The organism is Mesorhizobium sp. M1A.F.Ca.IN.022.06.1.1 (assembly GCF_003952605.1).
Classification (GTDB): domain Bacteria; phylum Pseudomonadota; class Alphaproteobacteria; order Rhizobiales; family Rhizobiaceae; genus Mesorhizobium.
The window spans coordinates 4,008,090-4,029,689 of the sequence record NZ_CP034455.1 but is presented as its reverse complement, the minus strand read 5'-3'; the positions used below and the strand labels follow the sequence as shown (position 1 = coordinate 4,029,689).

The following is a 21,600-nucleotide window of genomic DNA, read 5'->3' as shown; positions in this document are numbered from 1 at the left end:
CCCGTGGCGTCAATTTCCTATAAGATTCCTATTTCTTTGCTCCCCGCCTCGTCTCGAACCTTTATGGCGGTCGGGTCCATATTCCCCTCGAAAAACACTTTCATCGCCATCGCCGCCAAGGTGACGGGCGGTCCTGTGCAATTTTGAACTCGACCGTGTCGGGGTGCAAAAACAAGCCGAAACAAGGAATGCCTGCAATGGACCTCGTTGTTCTCGGGATGGGGATTTTGTTCTTCGTCCTGTCCTTAGCTTACGTCAAAGCCTGCGACAGAATCTGATCGAAGGGTCTTACAATGCTTTTCGACTACGTCCTCGGCGGCGCGGTGACCTTGTTCTTGCTTGCCTACCTCACCTACGCCCTCATCCGTCCAGAGCGCTTCTGATCGGCATACGGAAAGTCAGTTCATGACACTCAACGGCTGGATACAGATCCTCGTCTATTGCGGGATCCTGCTTTTGCTCGTGAAGCCGCTCGGCGGCTACATGCACCGCGTCTTCAAAGGCGATCGTACGTTGCTGTCGCCCGTGCTTGTCCCGATCGAGCGCGGCCTCTATCGCCTCGCCGGGACAAGCGAGAAGGAAGAACAGCACTGGGCCGCCTACGCCACCGGCATGCTGCTTTTCAACCTCGCCGGTTTCCTCGTGCTTTATGCCTTGCAGCGGCTGCAGGGCGCGCTGCCCTACAATCCCGCCGGGATGGCTGCGGTCGAACCGGAGCTCGCCTTCAACACCGCGGCGAGCTTCGTCACCAATACCAACTGGCAGAACTACGGCGGCGAAAGCACGATGTCCTACCTCGTGCAGATGGCCGGCCTCACCGTCCAGAACTTTGTTTCGGCCGCCACCGGCATTGCCATTGCGATCGCGCTGATCCGCGGCTTTGCCCGCGCCTCGGGCAAGTCGATCGGCAGTTTCTGGGTCGACCTGACCCGCTGCACGCTTTACGTGCTCCTGCCGGCCTGCATCGTGCTGACGCTCGTCTATGTGTGGCTCGGCATCCCGCAGACGCTTGGACCCTATGTCGACGCCACCACGCTGGAAGGCGCCAAGCAGACGATCGCGCTCGGCCCAGTCGCCTCTCAGGTCGCCATCAAGATGCTTGGCACCAATGGCGGCGGCTTCTTCAACGCCAATGCCGCGCATCCTTTTGAGAATCCGGACGCCATCTCGAACCTGATCCAGATGCTGTCGATCTTCGCGCTCGGCGCCGGTCTCACCAACGTCTTCGGGCGGATGGTCGGCAGTGAGCGCCAGGGTTGGGCCATCCTTGCCTCGATGGGCGTGCTGTTTCTCGTCGGCGTCATCGTCTGCTACTGGGCCGAGGCCGCCGGCAGTCCGCTGGTGCATGCGCTCGGCATCGACGGCGGCAACATGGAAGGCAAGGAGACGCGCTTCGGAATTGCGTTGTCGGCGCTGTTCGCGGTCATCACCACGGCCGCCTCGTGCGGCGCCGTGAATGCCATGCACGATTCGTTCACCGCGCTTGGCGGCATGATTCCGCTGATCAACATGCAGCTTGGCGAGGTCATCGTCGGCGGCGTCGGCGCCGGCTTCTACGGCATCCTGATGTTTGTCGTCATCGCCGTCTTCGTCGCCGGCCTGATGGTCGGCCGCACACCGGAATATCTCGGCAAGAAGATCGAGGCCAAGGAGGTCAAGATGGCGATGCTTGCCATCCTCTGCCTGCCGCTGGCGATGCTGATCTTCACGGCTATCGCCGTGGTCCTGCCGAGCGCGGTGGCCTCGATGGCCAATGGCGGCCCGCACGGCTTCACCGAGGTGCTCTATGCCTATACGTCGGCGGCCGCGAACAACGGCTCGGCCTTTGGCGGACTGACCGGCAACACGCCCTGGTACAACATCACCATCGCGATCGGCATGCTGATGGGCCGCTTCCTGGTCATCATCCCGGCTTTGGCCATCGCCGGCTCGCTGGCCGCAAAGAAGACCGTGCCTGCTTCCGCCGGCACCTTCCCGACCGACGGCATGCTGTTCGTCGGCCTCCTGGTCGGCGTGATCGTCATCGTCGGCGGCCTCACCTTCTTCCCGTCGCTCGCCGTCGGTCCGATCGTCGAGCATCTGGCGATGATCCGCGGACAGACTTTCTGAGATGACCATGCCTTGGTTCAACAACATACCTCGGCACGATCGTCACCAATCCGGTGACGGAACGCCCGATGACGGAGGGGACGAGAAACCTCGTCCTTTCCCGACGCTCTCCACCTTCCTCGGCATGGCGGCCGTGCTGTTCGTGCTGTGGCTGCTGGCCTCGGGCCTTCCGCATCTGTTGCCGAAGACCGAACACCCGGCGCCATCCAACATCACCGATACTGGAGCCTTAAAATGAGCCAGTCCAAATCCGCGAGCATTCTGGATGCCAGCATCCTGATGCCCGCCATTGGCGGCGCTTTCCGCAAGCTCGATCCGCGCACGCTGATCAAGAACCCGGTGATGTTCGTCGTTGCCATGGTCTCAGCACTCACCACCGTGCTGTTCGTCAAGGATGTCATCACCGGCGGCGGCGATCTCGGCTTCACCTTGCAGATCATCATCTGGCTGTGGTTCACCGTGCTGTTCGCCAACTTTGCCGAGGCCGTGGCCGAGGGGCGCGGCAAGGCGCAGGCGGACTCGCTGCGCAAGGCGCGCACCGAGACCCAGGCCAAGCTGCTCGTCAACGCCGAGGATCGCGGCAAGTTGAAGTTGGTGCCTGGCACCAGCCTGAAGATCGGCGACATCGTGCTGGTCGAAGCCGGCGACATCATCCCTTCCGACGGCGAGGTAATCGAAGGCGTGGCTTCCGTCAACGAGGCGGCAATCACCGGCGAATCCGCGCCTGTGATCCGCGAATCCGGCGGCGACCGCTCGGCCGTCACCGGCGGCACGCAGGTGCTGTCCGATTGGATCCGCGTGCGCATTTCCGCCGCCTCCGGCCAGACCTTCCTCGACCGCATGATCTCGCTGGTCGAAGGTGCGGAGCGCCAGAAGACCCCGAACGAGATCGCGCTTAACATCTTGCTTGTAGGCATGACGCTGATCTTCGTCCTGGCCACCGCGACCATCCCGAGCTTCGCCTCTTATTCCGGCGGCTATATCCCGGTGACGATCCTCGTCGCTTTGTTCGTGACACTGATCCCGACCACGATCGGCGCGCTGCTTTCGGCCATCGGCATTGCCGGCATGGATCGCCTGGTGCGTTTCAACGTGCTTGCCATGTCCGGCCGCGCCGTCGAGGCTGCCGGCGACGTGGACACCTTGCTCCTCGACAAGACCGGCACCATTACGCTCGGCAATCGCCAGGCGACCGAGTTCCATCCGGTGAAGGGGGTGATCGAACAGGAGCTGGCCGATGCTGCTCAATTGGCCTCGCTGGCTGACGAGACGCCGGAAGGCCGCTCGATCGTGGTGCTGGCGAAGGAAAAATACGGCATCCGCGCCCGCGATATGGCGACCTTGCATGCCACTTTCGTGCCCTTCACCGCGCAGACCCGGATGAGCGGCGTCGACATCGACGGCTCGTCGGTGCGCAAAGGCGCGGTCGATGCCGTGCTAGCCCATGTCAATCAAGCAACGGTGGCAAGCCATGGCACGCGTCCGACAAGCGACACCATGCGCGACCTGCAGGCCAGGGCCGACGAGATCGCCAAGGCCGGCGGCACGCCGCTGGCGGTCGAGCGCGACGGGCGCCTGCTCGGCGTCGTCCACCTCAAGGACATCGTCAAGGGCGGCATTCGCGAGCGTTTCGCCGAGCTTCGCAAGATGGGCATCCGCACGGTGATGATCACCGGCGACAATCCGCTGACCGCAGCGGCCATCGCGGCCGAAGCCGGCGTCGACGACTTCCTCGCCCAGGCGACGCCTGAAAACAAGCTGTCGCTGATCCGGGAGGAACAGGCCAAGGGCAAGCTTGTCGCGATGTGCGGCGACGGCACCAACGATGCGCCGGCGCTCGCCCAGGCCGATGTCGGCGTCGCCATGAACACCGGCACGGTCGCCGCGCGCGAGGCCGGCAACATGGTCGACCTCGACAGCGATCCGACCAAGCTGATCGAGATCGTCGAGATCGGCAAGGCGCTGCTGATGACGCGCGGTTCGCTGACCACCTTCTCGATCGCCAACGACGTCGCCAAGTATTTCGCCATCATCCCGGCCATGTTCGCCGTGTTCTACGTCGCGCCCGGCCAGTCGGCGGGCCCGCTGCAGGCGCTCAACATTATGCATCTGGCGACGCCGCAGAGCGCCATTCTGTCGGCGATCATCTTCAACGCGCTGATCATCGTCGCGCTGATCCCGCTGTCGCTGAAGGGGGTGAAATACCGCGCCATCGGCGCCAGCGCGCTGCTCACCCGCAATCTTCTCCTCTACGGCCTTGGCGGCATCATCGTGCCGTTCGCCGGCATCAAGGCGATCGACCTGATCGTCACGGCTCTTGGCCTGGCATAGGGACCCATTTCGATGTTCAAGCAACTCAGACCCGCGATCGTCATGATCGTGATCTTCACGGTGCTGACCGGCCTTATCTATCCGATCGGCATGACCGGCATCGCGCAGGCGCTGTTTCCCAGGCAGGCCAATGGCAGCCTGATCGAAAAGGATGGTAAGGTTATCGGCTCCGAACTGATCGGCCAGGCCTTCGCCAGCGACCGCTATTTCCACGGGCGGCCGTCGGCCGCCGGCGACGGCTACAACGCCGCCTCCTCCGGCGGCTCGAATCTCGGGCCGACCAATGCGAAGCTGATCGAACGTATCAAGGCCGACGCCGACAGGCTGAAGGCCGAGAACCCGAACGCACCGGTTCCGATGGATTTCGTCACCACGTCTGGCAGCGGCCTCGATCCCGACATCAGCCCGGAGGCGGCCTATTTCCAGGTGCCGCGGGTTGCCAAGGCCAGGGGCATCGCTGAAGCCAAGGTGAAAGCGCTTGTCGACGGCCATGTCGAGGATCGCGAGCTGGGCTTCATGGGTGAGCCGGTGGTTAATGTGCTGGCCCTCAACATGGAGCTCGACGATCTCAAATAATCAGCACTCGCAGCGGGGATCGACACGATCCCCGGTGCAATCCATGATTGGACTTGATGCCGGACGACAGGACCAGCTTCGAGAACAGACCTTCTCCCGACGCGCTGCTCGAGCACGCGGAGCGGGAGGGCCGCGGCCGTCTGCGCATCTTCCTTGGCGCGGCGCCCGGCGTCGGCAAGACCTACGAGATGCTGTTGGCAGGCCGCGCCCGGCGCGCCGACGGCATCGACGTCGCGATCGGCGTCGTTGAAACGCATGGCCGCAAGGAAACCCAGGCGCTGGTCGAAGGCTATGAGGTGATCCCGCGCCGCGAGGTCGAATACAGGGGCCGCGTCCTTGACGAGATGGACATCGACGCCATCCTGAAACGGCGGCCGGAGCTGGTTCTGATCGATGAGCTCGCGCACACCAACGCGCCCGGCGGCCGTCATCCCAAGCGCTATCTCGATGTTCAGGAAATCCTGTCGCAGGGCATCGACGTCTACACCACGCTCAACATCCAGCATGTCGAAAGCCTGAATGACGTCGTGGCGCAGATCACCCGCGTCAGGGTGCGCGAAACCGTTCCGGATTCCATCATCGACGAGGCCGACGACATCGAGGTCATCGACCTCACCCCGGACGACCTGATCAAGCGGCTGCATGAAGGCAAGGTCTATTTCCCGCAAACCGCTCAGCGCGCGATCGAGAACTATTTTTCGCCTGGCAATCTGACGGCGCTTCGCGAGTTGGCGCTGCGACGCACCGCGCAGCGCGTCGATGAACAGCTCCTCAGCCATATGCAGTCCCACGCCATTCCGGGACCGTGGGCGGCCGGCGAGCGGGTCCTTGTCTGCGTCGACTCGCGTCCGGACGGGGGCGCTCGTATCCGCTACGCGCGCCGGCTCGCCGATCGCCTGCGGGCGCCATGGACGGCGCTGCATGTCGACACACCTCGCCTGGCCGGCATGTCCGAAGAGGACAAGGACCGGCTGGCGACAAACCTGCGCCTTGCCGAACAGCTCGGCGCCGAGGTGGCGACCATCCCGGGCCAGAACGTCGCCCAGGACATCGTGCGCCATGCGACGGCGAACAACTTCACCCATATCGTTATCGGCAGGCCGACCCGCTCGCGCTGGCGGGAACTGATCGAGGGCTCGCTCACCTATGACCTGATCCGCAATGCCGGCGACATCAGCGTCCATGTCATTTCGGGCAAGGAGCGCGATGCCGACATGCTGTCGGCACGTGTGAAGGCCGCGTCCGAGCAGAAGCCCTTCCAGATCTGGCCCTATCTGTTCTCGACGGCCTATGTCGCCGGCGCGGTGGCCGTCAGCTCGATTCTCGATCAGTTCCTCGATGTCCGCAATCTGGCCAGCGTCCTGCTGCTGGCGGTGCTGACTTCTGCGGTGACGTTCGGACTCTGGCCGGCGCTCTACGCTTGTTTCCTGAGCGCGCTTGCCTTCAACTATTTCTTTCTCGAGCCGCGCTATACGTTCACGATCAGGGATCCGGAGAGCATCGTTGCCTTCGTGGTCTTTCTCGTTGTCGCAGTCATCGCCAGCAATCTGACGGCGCGCGTCCAGCGCCAGGCGGTCGCCGCCCGCTCACGCGCGCGAGCCACGCAGGACATCTACTCGTTCTCGAAGAAGCTCGCCGGCGCCGGCACGCTTGACGACGTGCTGTGGGCCACCGCCTTCCAGATCGCCTCGATGCTGAAAGTGCGCGTGGTGCTGCTTCTGCCCGAGAATGGAACGATCACCGTCAAGGCCGGCTATCCGCCGGACGATACGCTCGCCGAGGCCGACATCGCGGCGGCCCGCTGGGCCTGGGAACATGACCGCCCCGCCGGCCGCGGCGCCGATACGCTGCCCGGCGCGAAGCGCCTCTATCTGCCCTTGCGAACAGGCCGGACAGCGGTCGGCGTCGTCGGCCTCGACAACGACAAGCAGGGCCCTTTGCTGACCCCCGAGCAGCAGCGCCTTCTCGACGCGCTTGCCGATCAGGCGGCGGTCGCCATCGAACGCATCCAGCTTGTCGCCGATGTCGACCGCGCCAGGCTGGCGGCGGAAGCGGACCGGCTGCGCACGGCGCTGCTTACCTCGATCTCGCATGACCTGAAGACGCCGCTGGCCGCCATCATGGGTGCCGCCGGCACGCTGCGGGAATACGCGGCCGCCCTTCCCGAAGAGGACCGCACGGAACTCCTGTCGACGGTGGTCGACGAATCGGAGCGGCTCAACCGCTTCATCGCCAATCTGCTCGACATGACCAAGATCGAGTCCGGCGCCATGGAGCCGAACTACGCCCTCCATTATGTCGGCGATATCGTCGGCTCGGCGCTCGATCGCGCTCGCAAGATCACCGGCGAGCACCGCATCGACACCGACATTCCGCCGGACTTGCCGATGCTGCGCCTCGACCCGGTGCTGTTCGAGCAGGCGCTGTTCAACCTCCTCGACAATGCCGCCAAATATTCCGCGCCCGGCTCAACCATCCGCCTCCAAGGCTGGGTCGACAACGGCTCCGTCATCCTGCAGGTCATGGACGAGGGACCAGGCATCCCGCCGAACGACCTCGAACGGATCTTCGACACCTTCTACCGGGTGCGCAAGCGCGACCAGGTCCGCGCCGGCACGGGTCTCGGCCTGTCGATCAGTCGCGGTTTCGTCGAGGCCATGGGCGGCAGGATCTCGGCGACGAACCGTACCGACCGGCCCGGCGCGATCTTCACCATCCGCATGCCGGTGCCGCAGGAAATTCCGGACCTTGCCGTGGCCAAAACGGATGACGCCGCATGACCGGTCAGAACGTCAGCATCCTGGTCGTCGACGACGAACCGCCGATCCGCAGGCTGCTTCGGGTCGGCCTCGGCAGCCAGGGCTATGCCGTATCGGAGGCACCGAACGCCAAGGCAGCGATCGAGCTCATGCAGGCGCAGCGGCCCGACCTGATCCTGCTCGATCTCGGCCTCCCGGGGATGACGGGCCTCGAACTGCTCGGCAAATGGCGTGACGACGGCCTCGACATTCCGGTCGTCATCCTATCGAGCCGCACCGACGAGGCCGGCATCGTCCAGGCGCTCGAGATGGGCGCCGACGACTATGTGACGAAACCCTTCGGCATGAACGAGCTCGTCGCCCGCATCCGCGTGGCGCTGCGCCACAAGTTCCAGCAGCAGGGCGAGAAGCCGGTGTTCCAGGCCGGAGACCTTTCGGTCGACCTGGTGAAGCGCATCGTCAAGGTAGAGGGTAAGGAAGTAAAACTGTCGCCGAAGGAATACGATATCCTGCGCATGCTCGTGCAGTATGCCGGCAAGGTTCTGACCCATCAGTTCCTGCTGAAGCAGATCTGGAACGAGTCGACGGACGTGCAATATCTCAGGGTCTATGTCCGCCAATTGAGGCAGAAGATCGAGAAGACACCGGACCAGCCGCGCTACATCATCACCGAGACCGGCGTCGGCTACCGTTTGCGCGAGGTCGATTGAAGGAACCGGCGGGCATCATCCAACCGATCGAGGCTGTGCCGAGATCGGTCGCTTGAACCATGGTAGATCCGCACAAACATCCTATATTACGGCAAGGTTTCTGTTTTTCGTGCGGGAAGGAAGCGATGTCGCATCCTCGGCTATCGGCGGCTTTGATTGCCGCGGCTTTGTCGACTGCCGCCCTTTTGGGCGCGGCTTCATATGCCTCCGCGCAGGTCGTCATCCCCACAGACCGCAACGCCCTGATCCAACATAACGAGCTGCAGGCGCTCCGGAACCAGCTGCAGCGACGACAGTTCCAGCAACAGCAGCAGCTTTACCGCGAGCAGGACCGGCAGATCGTTCCGAAGGCTCGCCCTGAAGTGCCGATCGTCAAGCAGAATTGCCAGTCTCAGGTGATCGGCACCACGATTTCGCGGGTCTGCCGCTGACATTTTTCTTTTTTGGGTTTACTTAGCCGACTTACTGTCGGCAGCGAGCCGCCTTGCATGGGCGGCGGTTTTGGGATTTGCAGGAGCGAGATTTTTGCCGTGCGGATAGCGTACGGCAGGAATGCCGCTTTGATCGGATTTGGGGATGGCAGCAGCCAAGAAGAAAGCAGTACGCAGGGCAAAGAAGGGAGAGCGGATCCGCCAGGTGGCGGCCATCCCCTTTCGCCTACGCGGCGACGGCCAGCTTGAAGTCTTGCTGGTCACCTCGCGCACGACCAAACGTTTCATTGTGCCCAAGGGCTGGCCCATGAAAGGCAAGAGCGGGCGCAAGGCGGCCGCGATCGAGGCCCAGGAAGAGGCGGGCGTGCTGGGCAAGGCGCTGAAGCAGCCTGCCGGCGGCTACTCCTATTGGAAGCGCATGGCCAGCCGTTTCGTCCGTGTCGACGTGGTCGTCTACCTGCTCGAGGTCAGCGAGGAGATGGCCGACTGGCGGGAGGCCGTGAACCGTCAGCGGGCTTGGCTGCCGGCGGCCGATGCGGCCCTGCTGATCGACGAGCCGGAGCTTTCCACGCTGCTGAGGGATTTGACGGCCTTGGCGACCGATCCGGCGTAAGACGATGGCCTGGCGCAATTCCACGAAAGTGTGACACCGCTGTCCGTCAGGAATTCCGTCAAAACAAAGAGATAGATTGGTTCGCCGTTCCCGTCGAACGGTAAAACGCTCTAATCGGAGTCGCCAGGAAACGGCCGTGCCGGGGTGCCGCTGTAAGCCCACAGCCATTCTTTGGGCAGAGGTCCCTTGTTGCGGTCGCTCTCCTGTGATTGCTCCCAGGCATGCGCCAGTATGCCTACCGAGCGCGACAGCACGAAGAGGCCGCGCGTCAGTGGCGGCGGGAAGCCAAGCTCGCCATAGATGACGGCCGTGGCGCCATCGATGTTGAGCGGGATCGTCTTGCCCTTGCGTGTCGCCACCTCCGCCTCGATCGCCTCGGCAATGTCGGCAAAGCGCCCGCTGACGACGCCGCGACCGGCGAAGTCGCGCGTCAGTTCGATGAGGCGTGGCGCCCGCGGATCGATCGGGTGGAAGCGATGCCCGAGGCCGGGCACGTAGCCCTTTTCCTCGGCGAAGAACCGGTCGAGCCGCGCACTCACCGCTTCGGCGAGGCTCGCGCCACCATCGATTGCGGCGGCGATGTTGCCATAGAAGGAAAGCGCCTGCTCGCCGGCCCCGCCATGCACGTCCCCCAGCACATTGATGGCGGAGGCCATGGCGTTGTTGATGCCGACGCCGCAGGTCGCCGCCATGCGCGCGATCGCGATCGACGGCGCCTGCGGGCCGTGGTCGACGGCGGCCCCGAGCGCGATGCCGAGCAGCGCCGCCTGATCGTCGCCCGGCAATTCGCCGCGCAGCATAAGCCAGATCATCGCCGGAAAGCTGACGCGGCCGATCAGATCCTGGATCTGGTAGCCGCGCAGCCGGATCACGCCGGGCTGCATCTCGATGATGCCAGTCCGCCACCACTCCTCGCCGCGGTCGCGGCCGGTCTTTTTGTCCGCGCTCATGCCCGCGCCCTCCCCTTGCCGCGCGCCGGCAAGCTGGCGAACACGTCGTCCATATGCGCGCCAAGACGTGGCGGAGGGCCGGCTGGCACGGGAGCCGCACCGTCGACCATAAAGCCGCCGCGCACCACCGTGAGCGGGTTGTCCATTCCCGGTATCTCCTGGAAGCGCGTCGTCATGCGGCGCTCGATGACCTGGCGTTCCTGCAGCACTTGCGGGATCGTCAGCACCCGCCCGGCCGGCACGCCGGCGCGGTTGAGCTTTTCTTCCCAGACCGCCGCAGGAGCGCCGGCAAGCGCGTCCTCGATGAGCGGCTTCAGCGCTGCCCGGTTCCCTTTGCGCGTCTCGCGTTCGGCGAAGCGCGGATCCGAAGCCAAGTCTGGGCGGCCGATCAAGCCGCAAAGGATCACGAACTGCTCCTGCTTGTTGGCGGCGATGTTGAGCAGGCCCTCGCCGGTGCGGAACGCGCCGGAGGGCGCGGCCGTCATGTTCTCGTTGCCCATGGCTTGAGGCTGGACGCCCGCCGTCAGATAGTTCGACACCGGCCATCCCAAGGCCGACAGCGTGCATTCGAGCATCGACACGTCGAGGAAGGCGCCTTCGCCGCTGGTCTTCTGCCGCACCAGCGCCGCAGCGATGGCGAAGGCCCCGACCAGTCCGCCCAGCGTGTCGGCGACCGGATAGCCGACGCGCAGGGGCGCCGTTTCCGGCGTGCCGGTGATGCTCATGATCCCGGACAGCCCCTGGATGATCTGATCATAGGCTGGGTTGCCACGCATCGGGCCGGTCTGGCCGAAACCCGATATCGCGCAATAGACGAGGCTTGGCCTAACCTCCTTCAGCTTCTCGTGGCCGAGGCCGAGCCGATCCATCACGCCCGGCCGGAAATTCTCGACCAATGCGTCCGCCGTTGCGACCAGGTCGAGGAAGCGCTCGCGGTCGGCCTCCTGCTTCAGGTCGAGCACCACCGATCGTTTGCCGGCGTTCTGCGCCAGGAAGGATGCACCCATGCCGGCTTTGTTGAGCTCCGGCGAGGCACCAAGCTGGCGCGCGAGATCGCCGCCCGGCGGCGCCTCGACCTTGATGACGTCGGCGCCGAGCAGCGCCAGCTGGTAGGCGCAGTAAGGACCTGCCAGCACATTGGTGAGGTCGAGGACGCGTATGCCTGAAAGCAGGTCTGTCATGATGCTCCAGATCGGTCAGGCATCGCCCGGCACATGCTCTGGTCCGCGCGTGCGCCGGCGTTCGATCCAGGCCCAGATATGCGGGCCGACCAGACCGATGAAGGCGAGCGTTAAAAGCGTCAGCGAGAGCGGGTGCCGGTAGAACACCGTCCAGTCGCCATTGGCGATCGTCATCGCCCGGCGGAACTGCGTCTCGGCGAGCGGCCCGAGGATCATGCCGATGATGACCGGCGCCGTCGGAAAATCGAAGCGGCGCATCAGGAAGCCCGCCGCGCCCAGCAGATAGAGGATGATGAGATCGATCGGCGACTGCGAGATGCCGTAGGTGCCGACGGTGGCGAACACCAGAATGCCGGCATAGAGCTGCGGCGCCGGGATCTTGAGCAATCGTACCCACAGGCCGATCAGCGGCAGGTTGAGGATGACGAGGATGACGTTGGCGATGAAGAGACTGGCGATGAGGCCCCAGACGAGATTGGCCTGCGTCGTCAACAGCAGCGGTCCGGGATTGATGCCGTAGCTCTGGAAGGCCGACAGCATGATCGCCGCCGTTGCCGAGGTCGGCAGGCCAAGCGTCAGCATCGGCACCAGCACGCCGGCAGCCGAAGCGTTGTTGGCAGCCTCCGGCCCGGCGACGCCTTCGATGGCGCCGACCGTGCCGAACTCCTCCTTGTGCTTGGAAAGCTTCTTTTCGATGGCATAGGAGAGGAAGGTCGGGATCTCGGCCCCGCCGGCGGGCAGGGCGCCGATCGGGAAGCCGATTGCCGCGCCCCTGAGCCACGGCTTCCACGAGCGCGCCCATTCGGAAGCAGTCATGTAGAGCGAGCCCCTCAGTGGCACGATCTCGTCCTTCCCGGCATAGCGGCGCGAGGCCACGTAGAGAGTCTCGCCGACCGCAAAGAGGCCGACCGCGACGATGATGACGTCGACGCCGTCGAGCAACTCGCCCATGCCGAAGGTGAAGCGCGGCTGCCCGGTCTGCAGGTCGACGCCGATCATGCCGATGACGAAGCCGACGAACAGGCTGGTAAGCCCACGCACAGAGGACGAGCCGAGCACCGCCGAAACGGTGATGAAGGCGAGCACCATCAGCGAGAAATATTCCGCCGGCCCGAAAGCCAGCGCCAGCTTGACCACGATCGGCGCCAGGAAGGCGACGCCCAGCGTGCCGAGGGTCCCGGCGACGAACGAGCCGATCGCGGAAGTCGCGAGCGCCGCGCCGCCGCGGCCCGAACGCGCCATCCGGTTGCCCTCGAGCGCGGTGACGATGGTGGCGCTTTCGCCCGGTGTATTGAGCAGGATCGACGTCGTCGAGCCGCCATACATGGCCCCGTAATAGATGCCGGCAAACAGGATGAAGGAAGCTTCCGGCGCCACCTGGTAGGTGATCGGCAAAAGCAGCGCGATGGTCAGCGCCGGCCCGAGCCCGGGCAGCACGCCGATCGCGGTTCCGAGCGTCGTGCCGAGCAGGCACCACAAGAGATTGGTCGGCGTGAAGGCGACCGCAAATCCGTGCGCGAGATAACCGAGCGTGTCCATCGTCCTCAGCCCCTTCCCATGCCGACGAGGGCGCTGATCAACGCGTTGAGCTGGTTCTCGATCAGGCCGGCCCCGATGTTGACGCCGAGCGCTCTGGCGAATCCGAAATAGGCCGCCAGCGCCAACATCAGGCCGAGCAGCGCATCGCGCAGCGGATGCCGGCTGCCGAAGCCGAAGCAGACCAGCACGAACATGATCACCGAGGCGGCTGTGAAGCCGAGCGGCTGGATCAGCACGAGATTGGCAACGAGCCCCGCGACTACGAAACCCATCGCCTTCCAGTCGGTCGGCGTCTCCTTTTCCTCGTCCGGCTGCCAGCCGCCACGCAGGGCGGCGACGATGAGCAGCAGTGACAGGATCACCATGCCGGCCATGGTCATGTAGGGGAAGACCTTCGGGCCGACCTTGGAATAGAGCGGCGAAACCGGGATCGCCAGGGTCTGCCAGGCAACGGCCCCGGCGCAGGCAAGAAGCCCGACGCCGATCAGCAATTCGGGTATGGCAAGGCGCGGCGGTGACGCCTGCTGGTCGCTGGTGCTCATGATCTCCTCCCCGGAAGCCGGCCTTCCACTGCCGGCTTCGCCGCAGTTTCATTGAACCGTCGCATGTCCGCTGTCTCGAAGAAGGCGATGCAGCCTCCTTCGAGATCAGGCAGGAGGCGATCAGGCCAGGCCGAGATCCTTGAGGATCGCGCCGATGCGTGTCGTGTCCTCGGCGACGAACTTGGCATAATCGTCGCCGGTCAGCAGAATCGGCGTCCAGTTGCGGTTCTTGCACTCGGTCGCCCAGGCCTCGCTCTTCGCCATGGTCTCGACCATCTTGATCATCGCCGCCTTGTCTTCATCGGAAACGCCGGGGGGTGCAAAGACGCCGCGCCAGTTGAACAATTCGACGTCGATGCCGGCCTCTTTCAATGTCGGCGCGTCGATGCCTTCCTGGCGCTTGTCCGACGAGATCGCCAGCAGCCGGAGCGCGCCCGCCTTGACCTGCTCGGAGAATTCGCCATAGCCGGAAATGCCGGCCGCGACCTGGTTGCCGAGCAGCGCCGACAGCGCCTCGCCGCCGCCGGCGAACGGCACATAGGACAGGTTGGCGGCAGGCACGCCGGCCGTCTTGGCGATCAGGCCGAAAAGGATGTGGTCGGAACCGCCGGCCGAACCGCCGGCCACCGGAACCTTCGTCGGATCCGCCTTCAGCGCCGCGACGAAATCATTGGCCGTCTTGAACGGCGAGGCTGCCGGCACCACCAGCGCCTCGAACTCGCCGGTGAGGCGCGCGATCGGCGTCACTTCGGTGAGATTGTTGGCGGCCTTGTTGGCGATGATGGCGCCAACCATGACCATGCCGGCAACCATCAGCGCGTTGCCCTTGCCCTTCCACTGGTTGACGAATTGCGGCAGGCCGACCGTGCCGCCGGCGCCGCCGACATTGGTGATCTGCGAGCCGGAGATCAGCTTTTCGGAGCGCAGCACCTGATCGATCGTGCGCGCGGTCTGGTCCCAGCCGCCGCCGGGGGCCGCCGGCACGAAGATTTGGATTTGCGGGGCGTCCTGCGCAAAGGCGGGTCCGAAATGCAAAGCCGCGAAGCCGGCGGCGGTGGTCGACAAGAATCTGCGTCTGTTCAGCATGGGATTCCTCCAAATCACGACACCTCCTCCGGTGCCTGCCAAGACGTGGCCTGAATTAAGACCCGCATTCGAGTTCAAGCATTTGTTACCGCGTTCTGTCAACGGGAATGCCATTCTGCTGGACAGAACGCATAGGATCGGACTAAATCCGCATGTCCAGGGTCATTCCCGGATGGGCGACCACGATGAAATCGTCACCGCAATGACAGACCTCCCTCCAAGCCAGGCTCCGGCCGACGGCGTTGCCGCGCTCGACCGGGCAATCGCCATCCTCGACGCGTTCACCATTGCCGACCGGTCGCTCGGCCTCGCCGAAATCGCGGCCCGAACCGGTCTCTACAAGAGCACGATCCTCAGATTGGCCAACTCGCTGATGCGCGGGCAATTGCTGGAGCGCCTGGAGGACGGACGCTATCGCATCGGACCGGCGACCTTCAGGCTTGGCGCGCTTTACCAGCGCTCGCTCGTGGCGATGGATATCCTGTTGCCGATCATGCGCGATCTCTCCGAGCGGAGCTGGGAAAGCGTCGCCTTCTATGTCCGCTCGGGCGACGTGCGCACCTGTCTCTACCGAGTCGAGTCCAAGCACCCGATCCGTTACACGATACGGGAAGGTGACGTGCTGCCCTTGCTGGTTGGTTCCGGCGGCCGGGTGCTGGCCGCTTTCTCGGGAGAGCAGGGCGAGCCTTACGAGACGATCCGGAAAACCTATAGTTACATTTCAATCGGTGACCGCGATCCGCAGACTGCCGGCATCTCCGCCCCTGTCTTCGGGCCGGGACGGACACTGCTCGGCGTGCTCACGCTCGCCGGTCCGAACACGCGGGTCGACGCGGCCTTCCTCACCCGCATGAAGCGGCCGCTGCTCGAAGCTGCCGCCCGCGCCACCCGCGCTTTTGGCGAAGATGCATCCATGCTGGATGCGGCAAGCCTCGACACGCCGCCGGAGCCCACAACGGATCCGGGTTTTGGCGAGCATCAAATTCGAGTTTCCGGCACGCAGCAGGCCAATGTCGCCGAGCTTCGGGCAGGTGGACGCTCAAGCGACGGTTAGCTCTTGCCAATCGCGTCCCTTGGCACCAATCTCGGCTCGAAGGCCGCTCATCGGGTGGATGGCGGCGCGATAGGTTTTGCCATGACCCGCGATCAGATGCTCGCCCATCTCCGATCCGCCGACGCCGCGGCGCGCGAGGCGGCGGCGCACGGTCATCATCCATTCGGTGCGGTGCTGGTCGGCCCCGACGACGCCATCCTCATGCGCCAAGGCAATATCGACACCGTCCATCACGCCGAAACCGAACTTGCGCGACGCGCGGCGACTGCCTATTCGCCGGAGTTTCTCTGGACCTGCACGCTCGTCTCAACCGGCGAGCCCTGCGCGATGTGCACCGGAACGCTCTACTGGGCCAATATCGGCCGGCTGGTTTACGGCTTCGAGGAGACCCAGCTTCTGGCGCTCACCGGCGATCACGCGGAGAATCCGACGATGAGCCTTTCTTCGCGCGCCGTGCTCGACTCCGGGCAGAAAAAGATCGAGGTGTTTGGCCCCTTCCCCGAAGTCGCGGACGAGCTGCTCGCACCACACCGCGAGTTCTGGAAGCGCTGACGCGGAAGCGGATGTTGGGGACGGGTCCGCAAGGATAGGGTGACCCAGTCCGCCCTAAGCTTCCGCCCTCTAGGCTCTGCTTGACTCACACATATCTCACTGGTTATACGTCAATCAATAGCTATTGAGTTATCGATCCAGATGACGAACGCACACGATATGCTGTTCCGGACGCTTGCCGATCCGACAAGGCGCGCCATCTTCGAGCGTCTGTGCCGGCAAGGCGAGCAGACGGTCGGCGCGCTGACGGCTGAGGCCGGTGTCTCGCAGCCGGCGGTGTCGAAACATCTCGGCCTGCTCAAGCAAGCCGGACTGGTGCGCGACCGCCACCAGGGTCGCCAGACCCATTACAGCGCACAGCTTGGCGCGCTGGCGCCGCTAATGGATTGGACTCGCGATATGGCCGGGTTCTGGGAGAGCCGGTTCGACGATCTCGAGGATCTGCTGCAGAGGATGGATCAATGAACGATATGCCGGCCGGAACGCGCTCCGTTGTGGTCGAGCGCGAGATTCCCTATCCGCCGGAAAAGATCTGGCGGGCACTGACCCAGCCGCATCTCATCGAGGAGTGGCTGATGAAGAACAACTTCAAGCCGGTCGTAGACCACCGTTTCGAACTGAGCGCGGACTGGGGCGGTGTCGAGTGCCAGGTCCAGACAGTCGAGCCAAACAAGACGCTTTGCTACACATGGGACACCAAGGATCTAGAGAGCGTCGTCACATGGACGCTGACCCGGACCGGCGCCGGCACTCGCCTGCGCATGGAGCAGACGGGCTTTCGGACTGACCAGGAGCCGTATTTCCGGGGCGCCGCCGTTGGCTGGCCGAGGTTCTTTGCGGCCTTGGAGCAGGTGCTTTCGCGGATCGAGTGAGGACCTGCGGCAACCTCATCCAGATGACGCAGCTGGCACGCTGGTAGGCCCAGCGTTCATTGGTTCTTTCAGAGGAGGAAGCATTGGACTGGAGCAAGTGGATCAGGCAGTTGCATCGCTGGCTGTGACGTGACCGTCATCGCCAACTTCGTCGCCATGGCATTGGGCGAGCCGCCGGCCTGGGTGGTCTATTCGCCGCTCCTGCCGCTTTTCCTGCTGTTGTTCAGCGGCCTCTACATGTTCGTGCTGCCCTATGCCGCAAGGTGGCGCGGTGGGCCGGCGCGCGAGCGCGCCGGACCGGCCTGATGGCAAAAACGAAATCGGCAAAGGTTGCAGCCAGGCCGTCGGGGGAAAAACCCGTCCTGCTTTCGGGCGGCAACCCGCAGATCGCCAAGGGGTATGGTGACGCTCCCGTGCAGGCCTATATCGCGGCGATGCCGGGCTGGAAGAGCGAGGTAGGCCGCCGGCTCGACCAACTTATCATGCAGGCCGTCCCCGACGTGCAGAAGGCCGTCAAATGGAACTCGCCGTTTTACGGCATGGACGGCGAAGGCTGGTTTCTCGGCATTCACTGTTTCACCAGATACGTCAAAGTGGCCTTCTTTCGCGGCATGTCGCTGAAGCCGGTGCCGCCCGGCGAATCCAGGAGCAAGGACACGCGCTATTTTCACATCCATGAGGACGACCAGCTCGACGAAGCGCAATTCGTCTCCTGGGTGAAACAGGCAAGTCAATTGCCTGGCGAACGAATGTAAGCGCATTATCGGTCACTCACGGTCCGCCCGACGAGGCATCATGGCGATCCGTCTAGCGGGTGTTGAAGGAGGACACATATGGAGAAAATCGGCGTGCAGGAAAGCAAGTCTCCTTCCGAGCTGATTGATGGCCGTATCGCGGAATTGGGCGATTGGCGGGGCGAGATGCTCGGCCGGCTGCGCGCCCTGATTAGGGATGCCGATCCGGACGTCACCGAGGAATGGAAGTGGCGCGGCGTGCCGGTCTGGGAGGACGCCGGAATGATCTGCACCGGCGAGACCTACAAGGCCGTCGTCAAGCTGACCTTCGCCAAGGGCGCCGCGCTGCCGGATCCCTCACGTCTCTTCAACTCCAGCCTCGAAGGCAACACAAGGCGCGCCATCGATTTTCGCGAAGGCGAGGAGATCGACCAGGAAGCGTTCAAGGCTCTCGTGCGAGCAGCGGTGGCCCTGAACAGGTCCAAGGCCAAACGCTGATCCCAGAAGCGCGTCAGCACCGGAGGCGGACGAACCCGGCATTGCCCTCTAGGCTGTTGCCTCTCCGGCCCACCGCTCCAGCAGGATCGTCGGCTTGTCGTGATAGGTGGTCCGCAGGATTTCGCGATAGCCGTTCTTATCTGCGACCTTGAGCGAGGCGCCATTTTCGGGATCGATGATGCAGACGGTTCTGGCTCGCCCGAACGCCTCGTCACCCCAGGCGACGATGCGCCCGACGACTTCGCTTGCAAGCCCCTGGCCATGCGCACCCGAAGCTAAAGCCCAGCCGGCTTCCGGCACGCCTTCGATCGAGGGCTCGATCTCGCGCTTCAGATCATGGAATCCCGCCTCGCCGAGAAAGCGGCCCGTCGCCTTGTCCTCGATCGCCCAGAACCCATAGCCAAGCAGCGACCACAGCCCGGCATGGCGCAGGAAGCGCATCCAGCTTTCCTCGCGGGTGCGCGGCTTGCCGCCGATGAAGCGGGTGACCCCGGGTCCGCCCACATTGCGACATAGGTCTCGAAATCGTCGAGCCGATGCGGCCGCAGGACCGTCCGCGCCGTCTCGAGGATCGGCACACCGGCTTCCCTTGCAATGCTCATCGCAGTCCTTTCCTTTGAGCGGCAGCGCTTAGCAAACCTGCACGTTCGAACAAGGGCCAGGATCGCCCGGATCATCCTCCAGCGACGCAAGTGGATGAGCGCCGTCATTGACCGGCTGATATTTCGGCGTGTGGGATTCTCGACAGGCGATGTTAGTCTTGGGACGAAGCTGATTCAGCGATATCGCGGCGCATCTGAACACGAGGAAAGATAATGGACACCACCGACCTTCTGCTGGCGATCGCCCATCATCTTCTGGTGTTCTCGCTGGCCGGCATCATTGGCGCCGAGTTCGTGCTGGTGCGCGGCGAGTTGGGGGCGACGACGCTCAAGCGCGTTGTCGGCATCGACCGCCACTACGGCATCATCGCCGCGCTGATCGTCATCATCGGCATCTGCCGGGTGTTCTTCGGCCTGAAAGGCTGGGAGTTCTACGTCTTCAACTGGGTGTTCTGGGCAAAGATGATGGCCTTCATCATCGTCGGCCTGCTGTCGATCATCCCGACCGTGCGCTTCATCTCCTGGAGCAGGCAGGCGAGCGGCAATCCATCCTTCTCGGTTCCGGCGGCGGAGCTCGCCTCGGTGAAGAACTATGTCCGCGCCGAGGGCTTCATCTTCCTGCTCATCCCGGTCTTTGCGGCGGCGATGGCGCGCGGCTACGGTTATTAGAATAGAACCGAGGAAGAGCAGGGATCGGGCAGCAACCGGCATCCGCCAACGTACCGTCGTCAGATGTCGACATCCCGCGATCCATCATCCGACCCAGATCTTTTCCATCCATCTTGCGGGTGATTTGTAGATAATCGCGGTTTGCCGTTTGAGTCCGATTGCAATCTGCTAGCCTGCACTAGTTGCTATTGCATCCACAGCCGTCGCCGAGAGGAATTTCGCGCGGTGGCTGGAGGTTCATACTCTGGGAGGAAGTCACAATGAGAAAATTTGTTGCCGCTCTGGCTGCCGCAGCGGCCGTCACGCTTTATCCGTTCGCCGCGGGCGCGCAGACCTATCCGGAACGCACCATCACCGTTGTGGTGCCGTTTGCGGCCGGCGGCCCGACCGACACGGTCACACGCCTCATCGCCGAAGCCATGTCGAAGGATCTCGGCCAGCAGGTCATCGTCGAAAATGTCGGCGGTGCCGGCGGCACACTGGGCGCGGGGCGCGTCGCGAAGGCTGACCCGGACGGTTATACGCTGCTCCTCCACCACATCGGCATGGCGACCAGCGCGACGCTGTACAGAAAGCTCGCATACGACACGCTCAACGCCTTCGAATATGTCGGCCTCGTCACCGAGGTGCCAATGACCGTCGTCGGCCGCAAGGACCTTGAGCCGACCGATCTGAAGGGACTGGTCGAGTACGCCAAGGCCAACAAGGACACTGTCACCGTCGCCAATGCCGGGATCGGTGCGGCCTCGCATTTGTGCGGCATGCTGTTCATGAGCGCCATCGGTACGCCGCTGGTCACCGTGCCCTACAAGGGCACCGGCCCGGCCATGACCGATCTTCTTGGCGGCCAGGTCGACATGATGTGCGACCAGACGACCAACACCACCAAGCAGATCCAGGGCGGCACGATCAAGGCCTATGCCGTCACCTCGCCGGAACGCCTCGATGTGCTGCCGGACGTCCCGACGACGACGGAAGGCGGCCTTCCCGAGGTGCAGGTCAGCATCTGGCACGGCCTCTACGCACCAAAGGGTACGCCGGCCGAGATCACCGGACGCCTGTCGAAATCGCTGCAGGTCGCGCTGAAGGATCAGAACGTCGCCGCCCGCTTCGCCGAACTCGGCACCAAGCCGTCGCCCGAAGCCGACGCGACACCGGCGGCGCTGAAGGCCAAGCTTGAAAGCGAGATCGGGCGCTGGAAGCCGATCATCGAAGCCGCCGGCCAGTACGCCGACTGAGGTTTTGGACGGATCGGCGCCCCGTTTTTGCTTCGGCCCCGTTTTGCGTTGCAACGGCGCGCCCGGGGTGCGCACCTGAGAGGAACGTGATGAAGCCCTTCGCAATCGACACGACCAACGGCATATGCGCCGCGCTGTTCATCGCCTTCGGCGCATTTTTCGCGCTGCAGTCGCTCGGCCTCGAAATCGGCACCGCCTTCCGCATGGGACCGGGCTATTTCCCGCTGGTCCTGGCGATTGTGCTGCTCCTGCTCGGCGTTATCATCCTCGTCCAGGCAGTGCGCTTCGAGAGCGAGGCGATCGGCCACATTGCGTGGCGCGGCATGCTGCTCATCCTCCCCGCTCCGATCTTCTTCGGCCTGACGGTGCGCGGCCTCGGCTTCATCCCGTCGATCTTCCTGACGGCGCTGATCGCATCCTTTGCCAGCGCCCGCATGAAACCGCTGACCGCGCTCGTGTTGTCGGCCGGCCTGACGCTGTTTGCCTCACTCGTCTTCAGCTACGCACTCGGCCTGCCGTTCCGACGCTTTGGCCCGTGGCTGCCATTGTGAGGA

23 protein-coding genes and 2 pseudogenes are annotated in these 21,600 nt (G+C 64.1%); 19 read left to right on the top strand and 6 right to left on the bottom strand.

Annotated elements, in window-relative coordinates; translation table 11 throughout:
* The first annotated feature begins 293 nt into the window (after positions 1-293).
* The 9 genes from EJ078_RS19135 to EJ078_RS19095 all read left to right on the top strand — a co-directional run bounded on the left by EJ078_RS19135 (position 294) and on the right by EJ078_RS19095 (position 9,529).
* A complete protein-coding gene (locus EJ078_RS19135) occupies positions 294-383 on the top strand; it encodes a K(+)-transporting ATPase subunit F (RefSeq protein WP_067003971.1) in 90 nt (29 codons plus the stop codon).
* Between the two features lie 22 nt (positions 384-405).
* The gene (gene kdpA / locus EJ078_RS19130; protein ID WP_127403600.1) at positions 406-2,109 is read left to right on the top strand and encodes a potassium-transporting ATPase subunit KdpA; all 1,704 of its coding nucleotides are present in this window, start codon (positions 406-408) and stop codon (positions 2,107-2,109) included.
* Between the two features lie 7 nt (positions 2,110-2,116).
* Positions 2,117-2,347 (top strand): hypothetical protein, encoded by a 231-nt coding sequence (locus EJ078_RS19125; RefSeq protein ID WP_067319613.1) that lies wholly within the window; start codon positions 2,117-2,119, stop codon positions 2,345-2,347.
* On the top strand, positions 2,344-4,440 hold the full coding sequence (gene kdpB, locus EJ078_RS19120; RefSeq protein ID WP_127403601.1) for a potassium-transporting ATPase subunit KdpB: 2,097 nt from the start codon (positions 2,344-2,346) through the stop codon (positions 4,438-4,440). Before EJ078_RS19125 ends, kdpB begins: the two co-directional genes overlap by 4 nt.
* 12 nt (positions 4,441-4,452) lie before the next feature.
* Complete coding sequence (gene kdpC, locus EJ078_RS19115; protein WP_127403602.1) at positions 4,453-5,016, top strand: potassium-transporting ATPase subunit KdpC; 564 nt, start codon at positions 4,453-4,455, stop codon at positions 5,014-5,016.
* Between the two features lie 56 nt (positions 5,017-5,072).
* Positions 5,073-7,796 carry a sensor histidine kinase KdpD gene (locus EJ078_RS19110; RefSeq protein WP_127403603.1) on the top strand — a complete coding sequence of 908 codons (2,724 nt, stop codon included), beginning with the start codon at positions 5,073-5,075 and terminating at the stop codon, positions 7,794-7,796.
* Positions 7,793-8,485 carry a response regulator transcription factor gene (locus tag EJ078_RS19105; protein WP_095826776.1) on the top strand — a complete coding sequence of 231 codons (693 nt, stop codon included), beginning with the start codon at positions 7,793-7,795 and terminating at the stop codon, positions 8,483-8,485. The genes EJ078_RS19110 and EJ078_RS19105 overlap by 4 nt, the downstream gene beginning before the upstream one ends.
* A gap of 167 nt (positions 8,486-8,652) precedes the next feature.
* A complete protein-coding gene (locus EJ078_RS19100; protein WP_245299831.1) occupies positions 8,653-8,916 on the top strand; it encodes a hypothetical protein in 264 nt (87 codons plus the stop codon).
* A 145-nt stretch (positions 8,917-9,061) separates the two neighbouring features.
* Positions 9,062-9,529 (top strand): NUDIX hydrolase, encoded by a 468-nt coding sequence (locus EJ078_RS19095; RefSeq protein ID WP_067318836.1) that lies wholly within the window; start codon positions 9,062-9,064, stop codon positions 9,527-9,529.
* A gap of 110 nt (positions 9,530-9,639) precedes the next feature.
* Here the strand turns inward: EJ078_RS19095 and EJ078_RS19090 are convergent, their stop codons facing one another.
* The 5 genes from EJ078_RS19090 to EJ078_RS19070 all read right to left on the bottom strand — a co-directional run bounded on the left by EJ078_RS19090 (position 9,640) and on the right by EJ078_RS19070 (position 14,827).
* Positions 9,640-10,479, bottom strand: a complete 840-nt coding sequence (locus EJ078_RS19090; RefSeq protein ID WP_095800552.1) for a citryl-CoA lyase — start codon at positions 10,477-10,479, stop codon at positions 9,640-9,642.
* Positions 10,476-11,660, bottom strand: coding sequence for a CoA transferase (locus EJ078_RS19085; protein WP_067318839.1), 1,185 nt, complete (start codon positions 11,658-11,660; stop codon positions 10,476-10,478). Before EJ078_RS19085 ends, EJ078_RS19090 begins: the two co-directional genes overlap by 4 nt.
* Positions 11,661-11,675: 15 nt before the next feature.
* A complete protein-coding gene (locus tag EJ078_RS19080) occupies positions 11,676-13,199 on the bottom strand; it encodes a tripartite tricarboxylate transporter permease (RefSeq protein WP_067318840.1) in 1,524 nt (507 codons plus the stop codon).
* Positions 13,200-13,204: 5 nt separating this feature from the next.
* Complete coding sequence (locus tag EJ078_RS19075; RefSeq protein WP_127214040.1) at positions 13,205-13,741, bottom strand: tripartite tricarboxylate transporter TctB family protein; 537 nt, start codon at positions 13,739-13,741, stop codon at positions 13,205-13,207.
* Between the two features lie 120 nt (positions 13,742-13,861).
* Positions 13,862-14,827 (bottom strand): tripartite tricarboxylate transporter substrate-binding protein, encoded by a 966-nt coding sequence (locus EJ078_RS19070; RefSeq protein ID WP_067318842.1) that lies wholly within the window; start codon positions 14,825-14,827, stop codon positions 13,862-13,864.
* A gap of 202 nt (positions 14,828-15,029) precedes the next feature.
* Between EJ078_RS19070 and EJ078_RS19065 the strand changes: the two genes are divergently transcribed.
* The 7 genes and pseudogenes from EJ078_RS19065 to EJ078_RS19035 all read left to right on the top strand — a co-directional run bounded on the left by EJ078_RS19065 (position 15,030) and on the right by EJ078_RS19035 (position 18,537).
* Entirely contained in the window at positions 15,030-15,881 is an 852-nt protein-coding gene (locus EJ078_RS19065; protein WP_082980771.1) for an IclR family transcriptional regulator, read from the top strand.
* An 81-nt stretch (positions 15,882-15,962) separates the two neighbouring features.
* On the top strand, positions 15,963-16,433 hold the full coding sequence (locus EJ078_RS19060; RefSeq protein WP_067318844.1) for a nucleoside deaminase: 471 nt from the start codon (positions 15,963-15,965) through the stop codon (positions 16,431-16,433).
* Positions 16,434-16,574: 141 nt separating this feature from the next.
* Positions 16,575-16,898 carry a metalloregulator ArsR/SmtB family transcription factor gene (locus EJ078_RS19055; protein WP_127214042.1) on the top strand — a complete coding sequence of 108 codons (324 nt, stop codon included), beginning with the start codon at positions 16,575-16,577 and terminating at the stop codon, positions 16,896-16,898.
* On the top strand, positions 16,895-17,305 hold the full coding sequence (locus tag EJ078_RS19050) for an SRPBCC domain-containing protein (protein ID WP_127214044.1): 411 nt from the start codon (positions 16,895-16,897) through the stop codon (positions 17,303-17,305). The genes EJ078_RS19055 and EJ078_RS19050 overlap by 4 nt, the downstream gene beginning before the upstream one ends.
* 83 nt (positions 17,306-17,388) lie before the next feature.
* A pseudogene (locus tag EJ078_RS19045) lies at positions 17,389-17,611 on the top strand (hypothetical protein).
* A complete protein-coding gene (locus EJ078_RS19040) occupies positions 17,611-18,060 on the top strand; it encodes a DUF1801 domain-containing protein (RefSeq protein WP_208720767.1) in 450 nt (149 codons plus the stop codon). The pseudogene EJ078_RS19045 and the gene EJ078_RS19040 overlap by 1 nt, the downstream one beginning before the upstream one ends.
* Positions 18,061-18,138: 78 nt before the next feature.
* Entirely contained in the window at positions 18,139-18,537 is a 399-nt protein-coding gene (locus EJ078_RS19035) for a DUF1801 domain-containing protein (protein WP_127214050.1), read from the top strand.
* A 48-nt stretch (positions 18,538-18,585) separates the two neighbouring features.
* Here EJ078_RS19035 and EJ078_RS19030 read toward each other — a convergent pair.
* Positions 18,586-19,139: pseudogene (locus EJ078_RS19030) on the bottom strand (GNAT family N-acetyltransferase).
* Positions 19,140-19,352: 213 nt separating this feature from the next.
* Between EJ078_RS19030 and EJ078_RS19025 the strand changes: the two are divergent.
* From EJ078_RS19025 to EJ078_RS19015, 3 genes are all read left to right on the top strand, one after another.
* A complete protein-coding gene (locus EJ078_RS19025) occupies positions 19,353-19,808 on the top strand; it encodes a DUF2214 family protein (RefSeq protein WP_067318854.1) in 456 nt (151 codons plus the stop codon).
* 260 nt (positions 19,809-20,068) lie between these two features.
* Positions 20,069-21,046 carry a tripartite tricarboxylate transporter substrate-binding protein gene (locus EJ078_RS19020; protein WP_095778744.1) on the top strand — a complete coding sequence of 326 codons (978 nt, stop codon included), beginning with the start codon at positions 20,069-20,071 and terminating at the stop codon, positions 21,044-21,046.
* A gap of 89 nt (positions 21,047-21,135) precedes the next feature.
* Positions 21,136-21,597 (top strand): tripartite tricarboxylate transporter TctB family protein, encoded by a 462-nt coding sequence (locus tag EJ078_RS19015; protein WP_067004012.1) that lies wholly within the window; start codon positions 21,136-21,138, stop codon positions 21,595-21,597.
* Positions 21,598-21,600 lie beyond the last annotated feature (3 nt).